Source organism: Daejeonella sp., from assembly GCF_017495225.1.
Taxonomy (GTDB): domain Bacteria; phylum Bacteroidota; class Bacteroidia; order Sphingobacteriales; family Sphingobacteriaceae; genus Daejeonella.
This window is the reverse complement of the sequence record NZ_JAFEIG010000033.1, coordinates 286,131-302,499: the sequence shown is the minus strand read 5'-3', so window position 1 is coordinate 302,499 and position 16,369 is coordinate 286,131. Positions and strand designations below refer to the sequence as shown.

The 16,369-nt window shown below is 37.3% G+C and carries 13 protein-coding genes; 5 read left to right on the top strand and 8 right to left on the bottom strand.

The genetic code is table 11. From position 1 onward, the window contains the following. Window positions 1-375 precede the first annotated feature (375 nt). The 4 genes from uvrB (at window position 376) to QZ136_RS12975 (ending at window position 5,627) form a co-directional block, all read left to right on the top strand. Complete coding sequence (uvrB, locus tag QZ136_RS12990; protein WP_291404294.1) at window positions 376-2,409, top strand: excinuclease ABC subunit UvrB; 2,034 nt, start codon at window positions 376-378, stop codon at window positions 2,407-2,409. Between the two features lie 36 nt (window positions 2,410-2,445). Further along, window positions 2,446-2,646, top strand: a complete 201-nt coding sequence (locus QZ136_RS12985) for a YwbE family protein (RefSeq protein WP_291404292.1) — start codon at window positions 2,446-2,448, stop codon at window positions 2,644-2,646. A 79-nt stretch (window positions 2,647-2,725) separates the two neighbouring features. Then, window positions 2,726-2,977 (top strand): DUF4834 domain-containing protein, encoded by a 252-nt coding sequence (locus tag QZ136_RS12980; RefSeq protein WP_291404290.1) that lies wholly within the window; start codon window positions 2,726-2,728, stop codon window positions 2,975-2,977. A 169-nt stretch (window positions 2,978-3,146) separates the two neighbouring features. After that, window positions 3,147-5,627, top strand: a complete 2,481-nt coding sequence (locus QZ136_RS12975) for a YfhO family protein (protein ID WP_291404288.1) — start codon at window positions 3,147-3,149, stop codon at window positions 5,625-5,627. A 68-nt stretch (window positions 5,628-5,695) separates the two neighbouring features. On the opposite strand, the gene QZ136_RS12970 is transcribed toward QZ136_RS12975, so the two are convergent. Both QZ136_RS12970 and QZ136_RS12965 read right to left on the bottom strand, forming a co-directional pair. Further along, window positions 5,696-6,448, bottom strand: a complete 753-nt coding sequence (locus QZ136_RS12970) for a glycosyltransferase family 2 protein (RefSeq protein ID WP_291404286.1) — start codon at window positions 6,446-6,448, stop codon at window positions 5,696-5,698. After that, window positions 6,435-7,709: a glycosyltransferase gene (locus QZ136_RS12965; protein ID WP_291404284.1), complete on the bottom strand. Its 1,275-nt coding sequence runs from the start codon at window positions 7,707-7,709 to the stop codon at window positions 6,435-6,437. The genes QZ136_RS12970 and QZ136_RS12965 overlap by 14 nt, the downstream gene beginning before the upstream one ends. Before the next feature lie 110 nt (window positions 7,710-7,819). Here QZ136_RS12965 and QZ136_RS12960 point away from each other — a divergent pair, with 110 nt between their 5' ends. Further along, window positions 7,820-8,572: a class I SAM-dependent methyltransferase gene (locus QZ136_RS12960; protein WP_291404281.1), complete on the top strand. Its 753-nt coding sequence runs from the start codon at window positions 7,820-7,822 to the stop codon at window positions 8,570-8,572. On the opposite strand, the gene QZ136_RS12955 is transcribed toward QZ136_RS12960, so the two are convergent. From QZ136_RS12955 to typA, 6 genes are all read right to left on the bottom strand, one after another. After that, window positions 8,569-9,474, bottom strand: a complete 906-nt coding sequence (locus QZ136_RS12955) for a sugar transferase (protein WP_291404280.1) — start codon at window positions 9,472-9,474, stop codon at window positions 8,569-8,571. The two genes, QZ136_RS12960 and QZ136_RS12955, sit on opposite strands and share 4 nt — an antisense overlap. A gap of 223 nt (window positions 9,475-9,697) precedes the next feature. After that, a complete protein-coding gene (locus QZ136_RS12950; RefSeq protein WP_291404278.1) occupies window positions 9,698-9,877 on the bottom strand; it encodes a hypothetical protein in 180 nt (59 codons plus the stop codon). A 90-nt stretch (window positions 9,878-9,967) separates the two neighbouring features. Continuing rightward, entirely contained in the window at window positions 9,968-12,253 is a 2,286-nt protein-coding gene (locus QZ136_RS12945; protein WP_291404277.1) for a c-type cytochrome, read from the bottom strand. Window positions 12,254-12,327: 74 nt separating this feature from the next. Continuing rightward, a complete protein-coding gene (locus QZ136_RS12940; protein WP_291404275.1) occupies window positions 12,328-12,972 on the bottom strand; it encodes an FkbM family methyltransferase in 645 nt (214 codons plus the stop codon). Further along, window positions 12,969-14,294: a flippase gene (locus QZ136_RS12935; RefSeq protein WP_291404273.1), complete on the bottom strand. Its 1,326-nt coding sequence runs from the start codon at window positions 14,292-14,294 to the stop codon at window positions 12,969-12,971. The genes QZ136_RS12940 and QZ136_RS12935 overlap by 4 nt, the downstream gene beginning before the upstream one ends. Before the next feature lie 117 nt (window positions 14,295-14,411). Beyond that, window positions 14,412-16,223, bottom strand: a complete 1,812-nt coding sequence (gene typA / locus QZ136_RS12930; protein WP_291404271.1) for a translational GTPase TypA — start codon at window positions 16,221-16,223, stop codon at window positions 14,412-14,414. Between the last annotated feature and the right edge of the window lie 146 nt (window positions 16,224-16,369).

The window sequence follows — 16,369 nt, the reverse complement described above, 5'->3', positions numbered from 1 at the left end:
TAATTTTATCTCTCGCAGATTCAAGGGGATTTTCCCAGACATGATCTAGCAAAGGCGCAGAGACACAAAATTTCCTCTGGTCGGTGTTGTCACCGTACCAGCCAATTTCTCCCCCAGATATCGCAGAATTCCGCAGATTGTTTCTGCGCTCATCCGCATTAATCTGCGGGAGCATTTTTTTGTGCGTGTAGCAGATTTATATTCTGATTTGATGGGAGATAATTTTATCTCTCGCAGATTCAAGGGGATTTTCCCAGACATGATCTAGCAAAGGTGCAGAGACACAAAATTTCCTCTGGTCGGTCCGACTAAAGAACAATCTTACAAAACCTGCCCAAAATACTCGCTACAACTTTCTTATCTTTGTAATATCCCATGGAATTTAAACTCACATCCGAATATAAACCTACAGGCGATCAGCCGGAAGCAATCAGACAGCTGGTTGAAGGAATAAATAATGGCGACCACTATCAAACTTTATTGGGTGTAACTGGCTCAGGAAAAACTTTTACCATTGCCAATGTGGTGCAAGAAACACAAAAACCAATTCTTGTTCTTAGCCATAATAAAACGCTTGCTGCGCAGCTTTATGGCGAGTTTAAGCAGTTTTTTCCGGAAAATGCAGTCAATTATTTTGTATCCTATTACGATTATTATCAACCGGAAGCCTATATCGCTTCTTCAAATACATACATTGAAAAGGATCTTCAAATCAATGAAGAAATTGAAAAACTTCGCCTCCGTACTACCTCTGCACTCATGTCGGGGCGAAGGGATATCATCGTAGTTTCATCTATATCCTGCATCTACGGTATGGGAAATCCTGAAGATTTCGCAAATTCAGTTTTTCGATTTGCAGTGGGTACAAAAGTGAGCCGAAATGCCTTTTTACATCGTTTAGTAGAAATTTTATACTCCCGAACTACTACCGATTTTCGCCGTGGAACATTCCGCGTAAAGGGCGATACCGTAGATATTTATCCAGCCTACATGGATTTTGCCTATCGCGTTTCTTTCTTTGGGGATGATATCGAAGAGCTAAGCGCCATCGATCCAGAAACAGGAAAAACAATCGAAAAAATGACGCACTTAGCCGTCTTTCCGGCCAATTTATTCGTGACGCCAAAAGAACGTTTTACAGAATCTATCTGGTCTATTCAGGAAGAGCTGGAAAGCAGAAAGCAGCAATTTATTAATGAAAAACGCTTTTTAGAGGCCAAGCGACTAGAAGAAAGGGTGAATTATGATTTAGAGATGATTCGAGAGCTGGGATATTGTAGCGGAATCGAAAATTATTCGCGCTTTTTTGATGGAAGAACACCCGGTATGCGCCCTTTCTGCCTTTTGGATTATTTCCCAAAGGATTATCTCATGGTAATTGATGAAAGCCATGTTACCGTTCCGCAAATACGGGCTATGTATGGTGGCGACCGATCAAGAAAGCTTTCTTTAGTTGATTACGGCTTCCGATTACCTGCCGCATTAGACAATAGACCGCTGAATTTCAATGAGTTTGAATCGCTTGCCCCTCAAACCATTTATGTGAGCGCTACGCCCGGCGATTATGAAATGGAACGTACAGAGGGTGTTTTTGTGGAACAGGTTATTCGTCCCACCGGACTTTTAGACCCCATTATTGAGATTAGACCCGTTGGTAATCAGGTAGATGACCTGCTTGATGAGATCGATAAAACAGTTAAAATGGGTGACCGTATTTTGGTGACAACCCTCACCAAGCGCATGTCGGAAGAACTCACAAAATATATGGATCGCCTAGGAATAAAAGTGAGATACATTCACTCCGAAGTAAAAACATTGGAGCGTGTAGAAATTCTCAGAGACCTACGATTGGGTGTTTTTGATGTTTTAATTGGGATTAACCTACTCCGTGAAGGCTTAGATTTGCCAGAAGTGTCTCTCGTTGCCATTCTAGATGCCGACAAGGAAGGCTTCCTTCGCTCTGAGCGGGCTTTGATTCAAACCATTGGTAGGGCTGCTAGAAATGATCGGGGCCGTGTAATTATGTATGCCGATAAAATTACAGATAGCATGCGGGTTACGATAGATGAAACCAACCGCAGACGTGAGAAACAAATGGAATACAATGTGGAACATGGCATTACGCCGCGCACTGTTGGAAAATCGCGCGAAGCAATCATTGAACAAACCTCGGTTATGGATTTCAAAGGGGGTGTTCAAAAAGCCTATATCGAAAAGGAAATGACGGATAATTTAGCCGCAGATCCAATTGTTCAATATATGACCAAGCCAGAACTTCAGAAATCAATTGATAAAACTAAGAAGGACATGGTGCTTGCGGCTAAAGAAATGGACTTCCTTTTGGCAGCTAAATTGAGAGATGAAATGTATGCACTGGAACGAATTATGGGGGAACGTTTTCCAGGATAATTGTGAATTTATATTGATAATCAATAATTTAAATGAATGAACGGTCAGAATAGAAAAGATATTTTTCCGGGCTTAGAGGTTGATATTATCCTAAAAAAAGATCAACGCAGCGGCAAGAAAACAAGGGGAATTGTTCAAAGCATACTGACAAGTGCAGCCTTTCATTCTCGCGGAATAAAAGTTAGGCTAGAGGATGGTCAGGTGGGTCGTGTAATTTCTATCGAAGAAGAAATATGATCAATAATTGTAACATTTAATGCGCTGAAAGGCTAATCAAAAATTTATCTCTTATCTTTGCATTATATAATTTTTTAACATGGGATTATTAAAATTTCTATTTATTACCATCTGTATTTTATGGCTGATCAAAATGATTGTAAGATTGCTCTTGCCCATATTATTTCAGAATATCATTACCAAAGCACAAAATCAAGCCAATCAAAGGTATCAACAACAAAATCCTAGTCCCGATGGTCGCATCAGAGTAGATTATATGCCTCCAAAGGCTAAGTCGAAGGTGGAAGATGCTGGCGATTTTGTAGAATACGAAGAGATTAAAACTCCCTGATTCCAAATAATTTCTTATTTCTAAAAAATCTTGACGATAAAAAGCTTGTTTTTAAGCTTAATTTCGCAGAAATCAATAATTTCCATAGATTTATTTTCACAAAGCTCAATTACAAGCATTGCAGGTTTGAGCTTTTTTCTATTTTTGACATTCAACTAATTTATGCAGAATGAATAACTGGTTTAAAAACAATGGTGTACATCTAGCCATTATAGGAATATTTATCGCACTATGCTTTGTGTATTTCAGTCCCGCTTTACAAGGTAAATCCTTATACCAAAGTGATGTCCTCATGGCCAAGGGCATGCAAAAAGAGATCATGGATTATAAAGCAAAAGATGGGAAAGGTCCACTCTGGACTAATTCGATGTTTGGAGGTATGCCAGCTTACCAAATCTGGGTTCAGTATCCAAATAACGTAACAACTTATGTTATTTCATTTTTTAAGACCGTTTTCCCAAATCCTATTGACACTGTTCTTTTATACCTTTTAGGCGCTTATTTATTATTCTGCGTCCTAAGAATTAATCCTTGGCTAGCTGCAGCTGGTGCTATTGCATTTGCATTTTCATCCTATAATTTTCAAATTATTGATGCAGGTCATAGCAATAAAGCGATGGCAATCGCATTTTTCCCACCAATTTTTGCGGGTATCATCCTCACTTTTAGAAAAAAATACCTCTTGGGGGCTGTTTTAACTGCTCTGTTTTTAGCAGTTGAAATTAGAACGAATCATATTCAGATGACCTATTATTTGTTCATCGCACTACTAATTTATGTGGGAATTGAATTGTATCATGCCCTAAAAAATAAAGAAACTAAGGACTTTATTAAATCATTTAGTTACCTGGTAGTAGCATCTTTGCTTGCTGTAGCTGTTAATGCGGGTATGCTATGGACCACTTACGAGTACAGCACAGAAACTATTCGTGGTAAGTCAAATTTAACTACCGATAAATCAGCACCAAGCAATGGATTGGATCGTGATTACGCCTATCAATGGAGTCAGGGTGTAGGTGAGAGCCTTACTTTTTTAGCTCCCAATATTTACGGTGGTGCTTCGGGTGCAAACCTCGACGAAAAGTCGGAAATAGCAAAAGTTTTATCTTCAAAAGGCATCCCAGCAGAGCAAATTGTACCCGCTATTCAGCAATTATCTACCGTAGGCTTAAGCACCTATTGGGGTGATAAACAATTTACTTCTGGTCCTTGGTATTTTGGAGCCAGTATTTGTTTTCTATTCATTTTGGGACTTTTTATAGTAAAAAACAGAATTAAGTGGTGGATTTTAAGTGCGAGTATTTTATGCCTTTTACTTTCTTTTGGAAGACATTTACCATTCCTTTCAGATCTATTCTTTAACTATTTCCCTCTCTACAATAAATTTAGAGCTGTTGAGTCGATTTTGGTAATTGTTGCCTTCTTAGTCCCAGTTTTAGCGATTTTAGCAGTAAAAGAGGCTAGCACTCAAAACGAGACCCCACAGAAATTACAGAAAAGCTTGGTGTATAGCCTGGCTATTAGCGGCGGTATCTTGCTAATTTTGATGGTATTACCTGATGCATTTTTAAGCTTCAAATCTCAAAATGATGGATTTTTCACCGAGCGATTAATGCAGATAACCAATGGCGATAAGGGCTTTGCCGATGCCATCACAAATGCTTTAGTTCAGGATAGAATTAGTTTAGCTAGAGCAGATGCTTTCCGTTCATTAATATTTGTTTTACTGGGCGCAGGATTAATCTGGGCGCTTATTAAGAAGAAATTAAATCCACAAATTGTATTTATTGCTTTGGCGGTAATCGTTTTATTCGACCTTTGGAATATCGATAAACGCTACTTAAATAATGAGAAATTTGTTGAAGATAATGTATTAGCGCAGCAAACACAAGCTAGGGATGTGGATCAACTGATTATGAGAGATCAATCTTATTACAGAGTGTTTGATCTTACCCAAGGAAATCCATTCTCAAACTCAATTCCTTCTTACTTCCACAAGAATATTGGAGGTTACCATGCTGCTAAACTAAAGCGTTTTCAAGAAGTATTAGACAAACAGTTTAATGGAGCAATCAATGAGGATGTTCTAGACATGCTGAATACCAAGTACTTAATCACTACCAATCAGAGTGGAGATAAACAATCCATGATTAATCGCTCAAGTGCAGCGGGTCATGCTTGGTTTGTAGAGCAAGTAGAATACGTAAAAAATGCCGATGAAGAAATGATAGCAATCAGCAGCTTCGACCCTAAAAAGGTAATGGTTGTAGATGAGAAATTTAAGCCACTTATTGATACAAAGAAAACTGGTTTTGATGCTAATGGCTTCATTAGATTAACAAATTATCACCCCGATCACATGACTTATGAATATTCAACAGGGCGTGATGCCTTGGCAGTATTCTCAGAAATTTGGTACGATAAAGGCTGGAATGCTTATGTAGATGGAGAAAAGATACCTTATTTCCGTGCAGATTATATTTTACGTGCTGCGCAATTGCCAGGTGGCAACCATAAGCTGGAATTTAAGTTTGAACCTACATCCTATTATACTGGAGAGATTATTTCTTTAATTGCTTCGATACTTTTAGTGCTTTCATTGGGATATGCGATATTTTTGGAAGTAAAAAGAAAAGAATTAAAAGCTTAAATAAATAAAAGCTTAAATAATACAGTCGGGGCGGGGTTTACCCCCGCCCTTATCAAACATATCTCCAACTAATCATTCGTCCTTCTATGCCTCAAATAATAGAAAACCAGATTAAAGGCAATAAGCAAATGATTAAAAATAGTAGGAATTAAGCCGTAATGCTTCACAAAAATCGAGAAGCGCTCCGCCAAACTCTGCCGGTGTTTCTTCTTTGACATGCCCCCAACAAGATATTTAGCAACAACAGCCTTCACATTAACAATTTTCTTTGCCTTTTTCGCTGCTCTCAATATCCAATCGATGTCGGAACTCAGTTTATAAGTTAAATCGTAAGGCTCAGTGAGGGATTTACGGATGTAAATAGCCTGGTGACTAATACTCATTCCATATTTAAAATCCTTCCATGTGAAAGCTTCGGGTGCTTTATGCCTCCTCCGACCTAAGCTTTGCCAAGCATCATCAAACATTTCTGTCTCACCGTAATAAATATCAGCATCGTCACCACTAGCAAATATATTTTCAACTGTTTTGGAAGAATAAATCTCATCTCCCGAATTCATGAATAAAACATAATCTCCTGTAGCCAAGGCCAAACCTTTATTCATGGCATCATAAATACCTTTATCTCGCTCCGAAACAAGCTTTGTAATACGAGATTCATATTGCCTAAGAATATCCATAGTACCATCATTCGAGGCACCATCAATCACCAGATATTCAATATTCGAATAGCTTTGATTGAGCACTGAAAGCACCGTGCGCTCAATATCACGCACATTATTATAAACTATCGTAATTACGCTTAATTTAGGTTGAAACATGCTTATTTAACAAAGATTTGTACAATTCTATATGCTTTTGGGCAATAATTTGCTCCGAGAAATACTCCTCAACTGTTTTTCGTGCATGTAAATTCAATTCAGCTCTATTGGCCTCCTTATAAATCCAGGCAATGCCTGAGGCCAAATCAACTGCCGACCTATACTCAGCCAAATAGCCATTGTATTTATGGTTCACCATATCAGGAATTCCCCCCGTGGTAAAAGCAGCTACCGGAGTGCCACAAGCTAAACTTTCCATTACCGTATTGGGCAAATTATCTTCCAAGGATGGCGCTAAAAAAACATCCGCAGCGCTGTAACATAAAGCTAGCTTCTCATCATCAGAAATTGTTCCTAAGAAAGTAGTTTTTATCGGAAAATCAGGAACATTCTTTTCGTCTCTGTTCCCAAATACAATCAATTCGACTGATTCGGGTGAAATTTCATGATTTTTAATGAAAAGTTCAATCGCCTCCTTCAAATAAGATGTGCCCTTATGGAGATCCTTACGCGATGGCATAAATCCGCTCATCAACATAAATTTTTGAGTGCTTAAGCCCAACTTCTCACGGGCATCCGATTTATCACTTGCCTTAAACACGCTAATATCCAATGTATTAGGAATATTTACTACAGGTGCAGAACCCAATAAACTACTTTTCTTTACCGAGTCGGCCATCCAGCGACTTGGTGCGATGATGTTCAAATTCAATTTACTGTAAGCATTCAATTTTCTTTTCCAGATACGATGTGAGCTGTCATCTGCACCCGAATATTTTAAAACAGGACAATCTCCACACTCTTTCAAAAAATGATCGCATTCATAACGCACATGACAACCACCGGTAAAGGCATTACTGTCGTGGAAAGTCCACACAATGGGCTTATTTAAATTCGACAAGCGCGCAATATCTTCAGGGCGCAAAAATGCATGATTGATCCAATGGAGATGAATAATATCTGCCGACCTCAGTAATTTTAGTCGAGAAATATCTTTACCCCAAACTGGAAAGGAAAAGGGAATCGGTACATTTTTAGTGAACAGTTTAGCTATAATCCGCTCCAAAATAATACCTGCAGCGCTAAACCATTTTGAAAAGAAGCCTTTCGAAAGATTTTCCACCTCAGGGTTATCCTTAAATAAAAAATTTACAGCCAGCACAGAATCCACTCCCTCTGCCTGCAAAGCTTTATTTAGCCGCATACAAGCCCTGCCCGCACCTCCGTTTCCGGCGTATGTATTTAAATGGATGATTTTCACTAGCCAAAAATACAATTCATAACGCTAATTGTTAGGATGAATTCAAACTCAAACATATTTCCTCTTTAAATTTATGCGCATGTCTAATCTTTTTGTTTTCTTTGTTTTACATGGAGAATCAATTAACCGACCGTACATTTTGGACTAACTATTGGGAATCAAAACCTGATTTGGCCATTTCTATCGATAAAAATTATCTTTTTCATCAATATTTGGAACAAGTAGTTTTTAGAGATAAAAGTAAAACTGCAATCGAATTAGGTGGTTTTCCAGGATATTACTCCATTTTCCTAAAAAAATACCTAAAGGTTGAAAGCACCTTATTCGACTATTTTATTCATCCCGGAATCCTAAAAAAGGTTCTGGAGAAAAATAATTTAAAAGAACATGATATCAAGCTTATTGAAGCAGACTTATTTCAATATAAGGCAACAGAAAAATATGATTTAGTGCTTTCTTGCGGATTAATTGAGCATTTTAAGGATACCAAAGATATCATTGCCAGACACTTGGAATTTTTAAATCCAGACGGAACCCTTTTTATTACTTTACCAAATTTTAGAGGGGTAAATGGATGGGTTCAAAAAACATTCGATCGGGATAATTATGAAAAACACCACATCGAATGTATGGATCCGAAATTGCTCAAGAACTTTATGGAAGAATTAGGCCTAGAAGTTATAAAAGCTTCATACATAGGCAAATACAGTGTTTGGCTTGAAAATAAAGATCAAAAATCTATCCTCACAAAAGCCTTCATCAAATCTATTTGGTATATCGGAAAAGTCTTCACTAAAATATTTCCTTTTGAATCGAAAGCCCTATCGCCTTACATTCTATTGGAAGCCAAAATGAAAGCCTAAAACTTCTTTAATTTCTCTTTAGCAAAGCGAATTATTCTTTGCCAGAAGCTTCCCTTACGATTTTTAAGGAAAGATTTAATAGAATGATAGACTAATTGATCTTCTTCAATTTTCTCGGGGAACGATTGAATAGGGCGCGGATTTATAATTACGTGGTAAATATCATTCATGCCCGAATGAATCCCAGAACCATCATGCCCAATATTATTGATGAGCGAATTGGATGGATTTAGTGTTAGTCCCCCCCTCAAAAATATTGATGCATACCAACGTATAGCCCAAGAATTATTCTTACCACTCTTGAATTCTTGAATCTGTTTCCAAAAATTCATAGTGCCCTCAATAGAAAATTGATGTTTTTTTTCTTGATCAAAGCGACTGATTATCAGGTCGATATCAGGCTCAAAATGCTTCCATGCACGATCCCAAGTCGCCCAACCCCAACTCGTAGCCGCACGATAAAAGAAGGTCTCAGGTAAATTCTCTTCCTTCAAAGGATACATATAAGCACCAATATGCATCACCTTATCTTCATTCTGATAGCGATTTAGAGCATCGTTAAAATAAGTAAGGGTGTACATAGAACTGATTAAATCATCTTCAAAAACAATGACCTTACCGTAGTCCTTTACCAAGCGATTCACTCCATCAATAATCGAATTGGCGAGCCCTAAATTACTTTGACGCTCAACAATTTCAATATGCTTAAAACCTTCAAATGAGCGAATAATATCCCTTACTTCAGCTACAAGCGACTCATTATTAAGGTCTTTAGCAGCATCAGAAAAAATATAAAGCCTTGATTCTTCAGCCAATAAATTCTGCTGTAAAAACTTAATCGTTCGCCGAGTATGTTCCGGCCGATTATATACGAAAAGTGCTATTGGAGCAAAATTTTGCATGATTTATGATTTGGGTCTCGAATAAAAGACCTCTATTAATGTGTAAATTTAGAATTATAAATTTTAACCTTGTTATCTTCCAACTGTTGTCTGAAAATAGGGTTTTTAATAGCTCTTTCTTCAAGCAAACCGAGACTTATTTATTCGTCTAAATCCAAAACTATTTTAAGATTCTCTTTAACACGTTCTGAAAGCTCTTTTGGTAATTCTCCGATTTTTTTAATTAACCTTTTTTGCAATCATAACTGTCAATTTCTTCAAATTCTCTTAGCACTTTTATCGATTCATCTCTAACTATTTTCGATTCAGTAACAAGCTTTTTCGCAATAATTTCCATCCTTTGCAATTGAACACAATAATCCAATTCTTCTGACTTCAATGAATTTTGTGGCTTATTAATCATCTTGAACAATTATTATTTTCTTGTAAATAATATTACTAGGTTTAATTTTTAGAAAATTTATATATCATCTAAAATTAAATAACAAATTTACTAATTCAACTCCCCCTCCGTAAACGCCTTCTCTCTCCCCTTATATTTCCCACGTATTTCACTAACCGATTCTTTCGTAACCTTATCCGCCTTATTCGACCAAGAGTTTCTAATATAATTAGCTACTTCTGCGATATCCTCATCAGAAAAACTAGTATTGGAAGCAATACCAGGCATTTCGCCGCTAATTTCTGGCGATTTATACACTTTATCTCCAATTTTTATTGGTCCGGCTAAGCCATAAAGTATAACTTTTATTAATCTACTTTTATCGCCTGTTACCCATTCCGACTTATTTAAAGGAGGTGCCAAGCCATTTATTCCATTCCCATCGGCACCATGGCAGGTTTGGCATATCGAACGAAACAGACTAGCTCCCTTAGGATATTCCTTAGAAACATCAACCGTAGATTCACTCTTCTTTGATAGATCATCAATTACTTTTTTCAAACGCTTACTAATAACAGTACTTGTATCTGCTGCAAGCTCTTTCCCAAATTCAGATTCCTTTTTAGCCAAATTGCTGATCACCGCATCGGCTGTAAAACTATTATTTGGATATTTTTTAGCTAGATCTATTAAAAGCTGTCTTGCAACTAAAGGATCATATTTAGCAATAAATGGATTTAAAAATCCAATATAAGGTGCCGCTAAGGCATCATTTTGGACAAGCATTGATCTGAAAACAGCCAAAAACTCCTTATAATTCTCTTTGTTAATTACTGACGGGACTAAGCTCAAGGCCTGCATGCGGATTGTCCAATCGCTATATTTTAGCAAAGTAAGAACATCCTCTTTTTTGAGAAGAGTAAGTCCTTCTAGCGCCCAAAGAGCGTGAATTACAGCTAGCGGACTTTCACTAGATTTAATTAAATCTCTAAGTGGCTTTTCAAATTGCTTATTTTTTGAATCCACAATTAACTGTTGTGCTTTATTTCTAAGCCAGCCATTTGGGCTTTCAAATTGCTGAACCAAGCGCTTATTGTCTAAATATTTACCTGATTTAGAAGGCTTTAAGCCCTTCGGGACAATTTTATAAATACGACCAAAATTGAGTGGTTTGGATAAATCTCTGGCTTTAATCTGACCTTTTAAGTAAGGTGTTAAATAGGTCTTATGCTGAATAATCCCGCGATACATATCTACGATATAAAGGGCTCCATCGGGACCAAGACTCAAATTTACTGGTCTGAATCTTTCATCTGTACTTGCTAAAAATTCACGATCTACATAGGCTTGCTTCCCATTTACGACATAACCGGAATTCGATAAAATATTGCGTTTTATTAGGTTTCCTGCTGGTTCTGCAACAAATGCATTGCCATAATAGGCATCTCCAAATAGTTCACTATTAAAAATTAAGGGTCCGCAGGCAGCAGTAAAATTCACCAATTTAAGGCTATCATCTAAAATGCCTTCCATATAAGCCCTATTTACCCCTGGTGTCTGACGGATAGGAAAAACTCGATTATTTTTGATGATGCTTTCTGAAAAACCCGCCAATCGTTGTTGGTTTTCATTGGAAGCACCTAATCCCGGATTAAAATAATCGCCTTGAAGATTTTCGGAATTATTATTGTAAAAGAGTCGTCCATAATCATCTTGCGAAATTCCCCATTGTCCTCTGAAATGCGTTCTTTCAATCAGCCATTTCCCATTAAATTTGCGGTAACGCTTTCCTGATTTTGCACTGTAAATCCAATTATCTAATGCTCTTAACAAACCATTGGGCTGATGTTCTACATTTCCGCCCTCGGCATACTTAGCATCAACCAAAACTTTAGACACTGGTTTATCATTTGAAATTTCATAGAACCATAAGTTCGGTGATTCTGCAACCAAAATGCCATTTTCATAGAAACTGAAGGCACGAGGTAAAACGAGAGAATCAAGAAATACCTGCCTATCATCCATTCTACCATCGCCATTTTTATCGCTAAGAATCACAATTTTACCAGTCGGCAAATCCTCACCTGTACCCAAGGTATCAGGCATATAATTTTCCATTTCAACCACCCAAATGCGGCCTTTCTCATCAAAAAGCATGGCTACAGGTGAACTTAAAAGAGGCTCATCAGCAACAATTTCAATTTTAAAGCCATCTTCCAAAATCATCCTTTTAATCGATTCCTCAGCAGAAAGTACCGGCGATTTAGAAAATTCATCCTTAAGCCCAACAGTATCAAAAGAAGGATTACTCAAAGTCAAATCATGAATCCTCCCTCCAGAAATTAACTGAAGAAAAAAAACGATTAGTAATGGAATTGAAAAAAGTATGGCCTTCATAGCGATATAGCTTTATTCGTTTATTTTAAAATTTGCAGGAAAATTTAAATAAATAATCATTTAGAACCCATTAATTAAATACCCAAGCAATTAGAATCTTTATAAAATACCGATGTTGATTTAAGATAAAACAGTCCCGGTGAAATTCCACTAAATGAAAGCTCCTTAAATCCATTATTTTTAAAGAATTTGATTGCTTCATCATAATGCTCACGCTCTGAATCGTCTAAAACCACCACTCCTCTATCGCTCAAAGCGGATAAAGATTCAAGGCAACAATTTACACGATCGCGGCCATCCACAATAATAATATCGAATTTTTCATCCATGCTGGCGGGCATTTTGCTGTATTTTCCACCCTTCTCCAACTCACAAAATATCATTTCTGAATTTTCCGCTTTGGAAGATGATATTTTAGCAAACCACTTCTCATCATGCTCCACAGAGACCACTTTTTTAGCACGCTTTGCATAGTACAAAGTTGAATTACCAGAACCAAATTCAAATACAGAATGATCTTTTTGAATACGATCTGAAATAAAGTCGATGAAGGAATAAGTAACCCATGGAATAGGCTCACCATCACGACCAATAGCCGATTTGGTTTCAAAAGCTTTAAACCATCCAATTTGGGATAAATAGCCCTTAATACCGAAAGAAAGCAAGGTTTTTACCCTTGCAGGATTTAATAAACTGGTGTAAGATTCCGTTCTTTTCAACGCTTTACAATTTTTTGAATGAGTGAAATTAAAAATAATGATTTCAGCATTATTATTCCCTGATTTCGAGTCTTAGGAAAGACAAGAATAAAGAAAGTTGCCGAAAAATAAGCAATCAATGTTGCAAATGCAGCTCCTTGAAGTCCGTACAAAGGTATCCATAAAAAACCTAAAACTACATTCACAACTGCACCAGCGCCTGTTCTGTATAAAGAATATTTAGTGTAGCCCTCGGCAATTAAATATTGTCCGCTAGCACTCCCCAAAAAGACAAAAACACCTGCCCAGACATGAATTGAGAGGATTTTAGCTCCTTCAGCAAACTCGGCAGCGTAAAAATAAGTATAGATAAATGGGGAGGCAAAGGTCATGAAAATCGCAATCGTCAAACTAATCACCATCATCAAATCATAAAGATCTCTTAATCTCTTTTGATAGCGAATAGGGTCATCTCTTCGCGCATTCATGATAGCTGGAAAAATAGAGCTAACAATAGCCACGGGAATAAAATACCAACTTTCACTCCAGTTTACCACCGTTGAATAGACCCCAAGGGCAGATACTCCTAAAAAACTTTCAACCATCAGCTGACCGATTTTCATGTAAATAGTCACCAAAATAGCCGAAAAAGCCAATGGCCATGAATGTTTCAGAAGATATTGGGCTAATTTACCCTCAAATTGCCATTCCGAAACCTTATTAGACCTTAGTCTATACACAAATAAATATCCAATACCAATTAATACCGCATCGGCAAGCAAAGTCCAGATGAACCAAGATAAAGGGGCAGAAATGGTAATCAGCACTAGTTTTAAGGCCGCAGAGAGCAGATTGCCCGCCACTTGGACCATCATCACATATTTTCCTTGAACTTGCGACTGGAAATAGCTATCGATAATATTTAATGACTGCGCTAAACCTATGCAGGATGCAATTAGAATATAACTTAGAGGAATTTCGGAGTTATTACCTTTAAAAATTAGGAAAGCACCTGCAGCCAGAGGAATAATGATTAAGCCTGCAAAAAAACGCATTCGAAAAGCCGTTCCTAATAATTTATTTTTATTAGCTGGCGATGCAAGTAATTCGCGTGTGATGAAACCATCAAGACCCAATGCAGCAGCAGCAATAAAAAAAGTTACGAAAACAAGCGGATAGTTCAATAATCCATTATCTGCACGACCAAGATAATTAGCCACTGCAATTCCAGCAAGAATTTTAATAATTAAGCTACCCACACGGGCAAGAAATAGCCAGCCCGTATTTTTCAGGTATTTATTAAATGCTTGTTGGTCGAAGCCTGGTACCGCTGGAAACTTCATTAAAACAAAATAATTAATTTGTTTTTAAAGGTGGCAATTTTTTTCTTAGCTCACACCCTTAAATAAGAAAAGGCTCAGTTTACACCGAGCCTTTATTTTATTTGCTAAAGAATTCTGTTATTGATTTACAAACTTCTTAGCATTGATCTTACGTTCGTTTTCAGTTAAGTAAATCTTACGTAAACGCATGCTTTTAGGAGTAATCTCTATGTACTCATCGGCTTGGATATATTCCATTGCTTCTTCCAAAGAGAATTTAACAGCTGTTGCAATACGAGTATTGTCATCAGTACCAGATGCACGCATATTGGTTAAAGCTTTTCCTTTTACTACGTTTACAACTAAGTCATTATCACGAATATGCTCACCCATGATTTGTCCCTCATAAACCTCAACACCAGGTTCAACAAAGAAACGACCACGATCTTGTAATTTATCGATAGAGTAAGCGGTAGTTGAACCTTTTTCCATAGAAACAAGAACACCATTCAAACGACCAGGGATTGTACCCTTCCAAGGCTCATAAGCCTTAAAACGGTGCGCCATAATTGCTTCACCAGCAGTTGCTGTTAACACATTATTACGTAATCCAATGATACCACGAGCAGGAATCTCAAATTCTAAATGCTGAAGATCACCTTTTGGCTCCATAATTAATAATTCACCTTTACGTTGAGTTACAAGTTCAATTACTTTACCTGAAACCTCTGCCGGTACATCTACAATTAGCGTTTCGATAGGCTCACATTTAACCCCATCAATATGCTTAATGATAACTTGTGGTTGTCCCACTTGAAGCTCATAACCCTCGCGACGCATAGTCTCGATTAAAACTGATAAATGCAGAATACCACGACCATACACTAAGTATGAATCAGGCGATTCTGTTTCAACAACCTTAAGAGCTAAGTTCTTCTCCATCTCTTTGTAAAGACGCTCACGTAAACGCTGTGAGGTTACAAATTTTCCTTCCTTACCAAACATTGGTGAGTTATTGATGGTGAACAACATATTCATTGTTGGCTCATCAATCTTGATAACCTCTAGTTGTTCAGGCTTTTCAAAATCGGCGATAGTATCACCAATATCGAAGCCATCAATACCAACTACGGCACAGATATCTCCTGAAGAAACTTCCTGAACTCTAATTTTTCCTAAGCCTTCGAAAGTATATAATTCTTTAATTCTTGATTTTTGAATTGTTCCATCACGCTTCACTAAAGAAACCGGTTGGTTTTCCTTAATTACACCACGCGCTACACGACCAATTGCGATACGTCCAACGAAAGAAGAATAATCCAATGATGTGATTTGCATCTGAAGGGTACCATCAAAACTTGGTGCCGCAGGAATATGCTCTAAAATAGTATCCAATAATGGAGTGATATCTTCAGTTTGAACTTTCCAGTCGTGGTTCATCCATCCTTGCTTTGAAGAACCGTAAAGTACAGGGAAATCTAACTGATCTTCGGTAGCCTCAAGGTTGAAGAATAATTCAAAAACTGATTCGTAAACTTCTTCTGGGCGACAGTTTTCTTTATCAACTTTATTTACAATTACTACAGGCTTAAGACCTAGAGAAAGTGCTTTTTGAGTCACAAATCGAGTCTGAGGCATGGCACCTTCAAAAGCATCAACTAGTAATACTACCCCATCAGCCATTTTAAGTACTCGCTCTACCTCACCACCGAAATCGGCGTGACCAGGAGTATCAATAATATTAATCTTGACACCTTTGTAGCTAACAGAAACGTTCTTGGAGACAATGGTAATACCACGTTCGCGTTCAAGATCATTATTATCTAGTATCAAATCACCAGTTTCCTGATTGTCACGGAACAAATTAGTTTGGTGTAAAATTTTATCAACCAATGTAGTTTTACCGTGGTCAACGTGAGCGATGATCGCTATGTTTCTTATTTTTTGCATTAAAAAATTACCTTAAATTTTTTGCAAAGGTACGATTTATAAAGGAGAATTCCATAAGATGATAATTTAAGGAGATGGAAACAAAACCCAATCCAACAAATAAGGCTAAGCTTTAAATATCAAATGAGCAGATTCAAATCCTAATT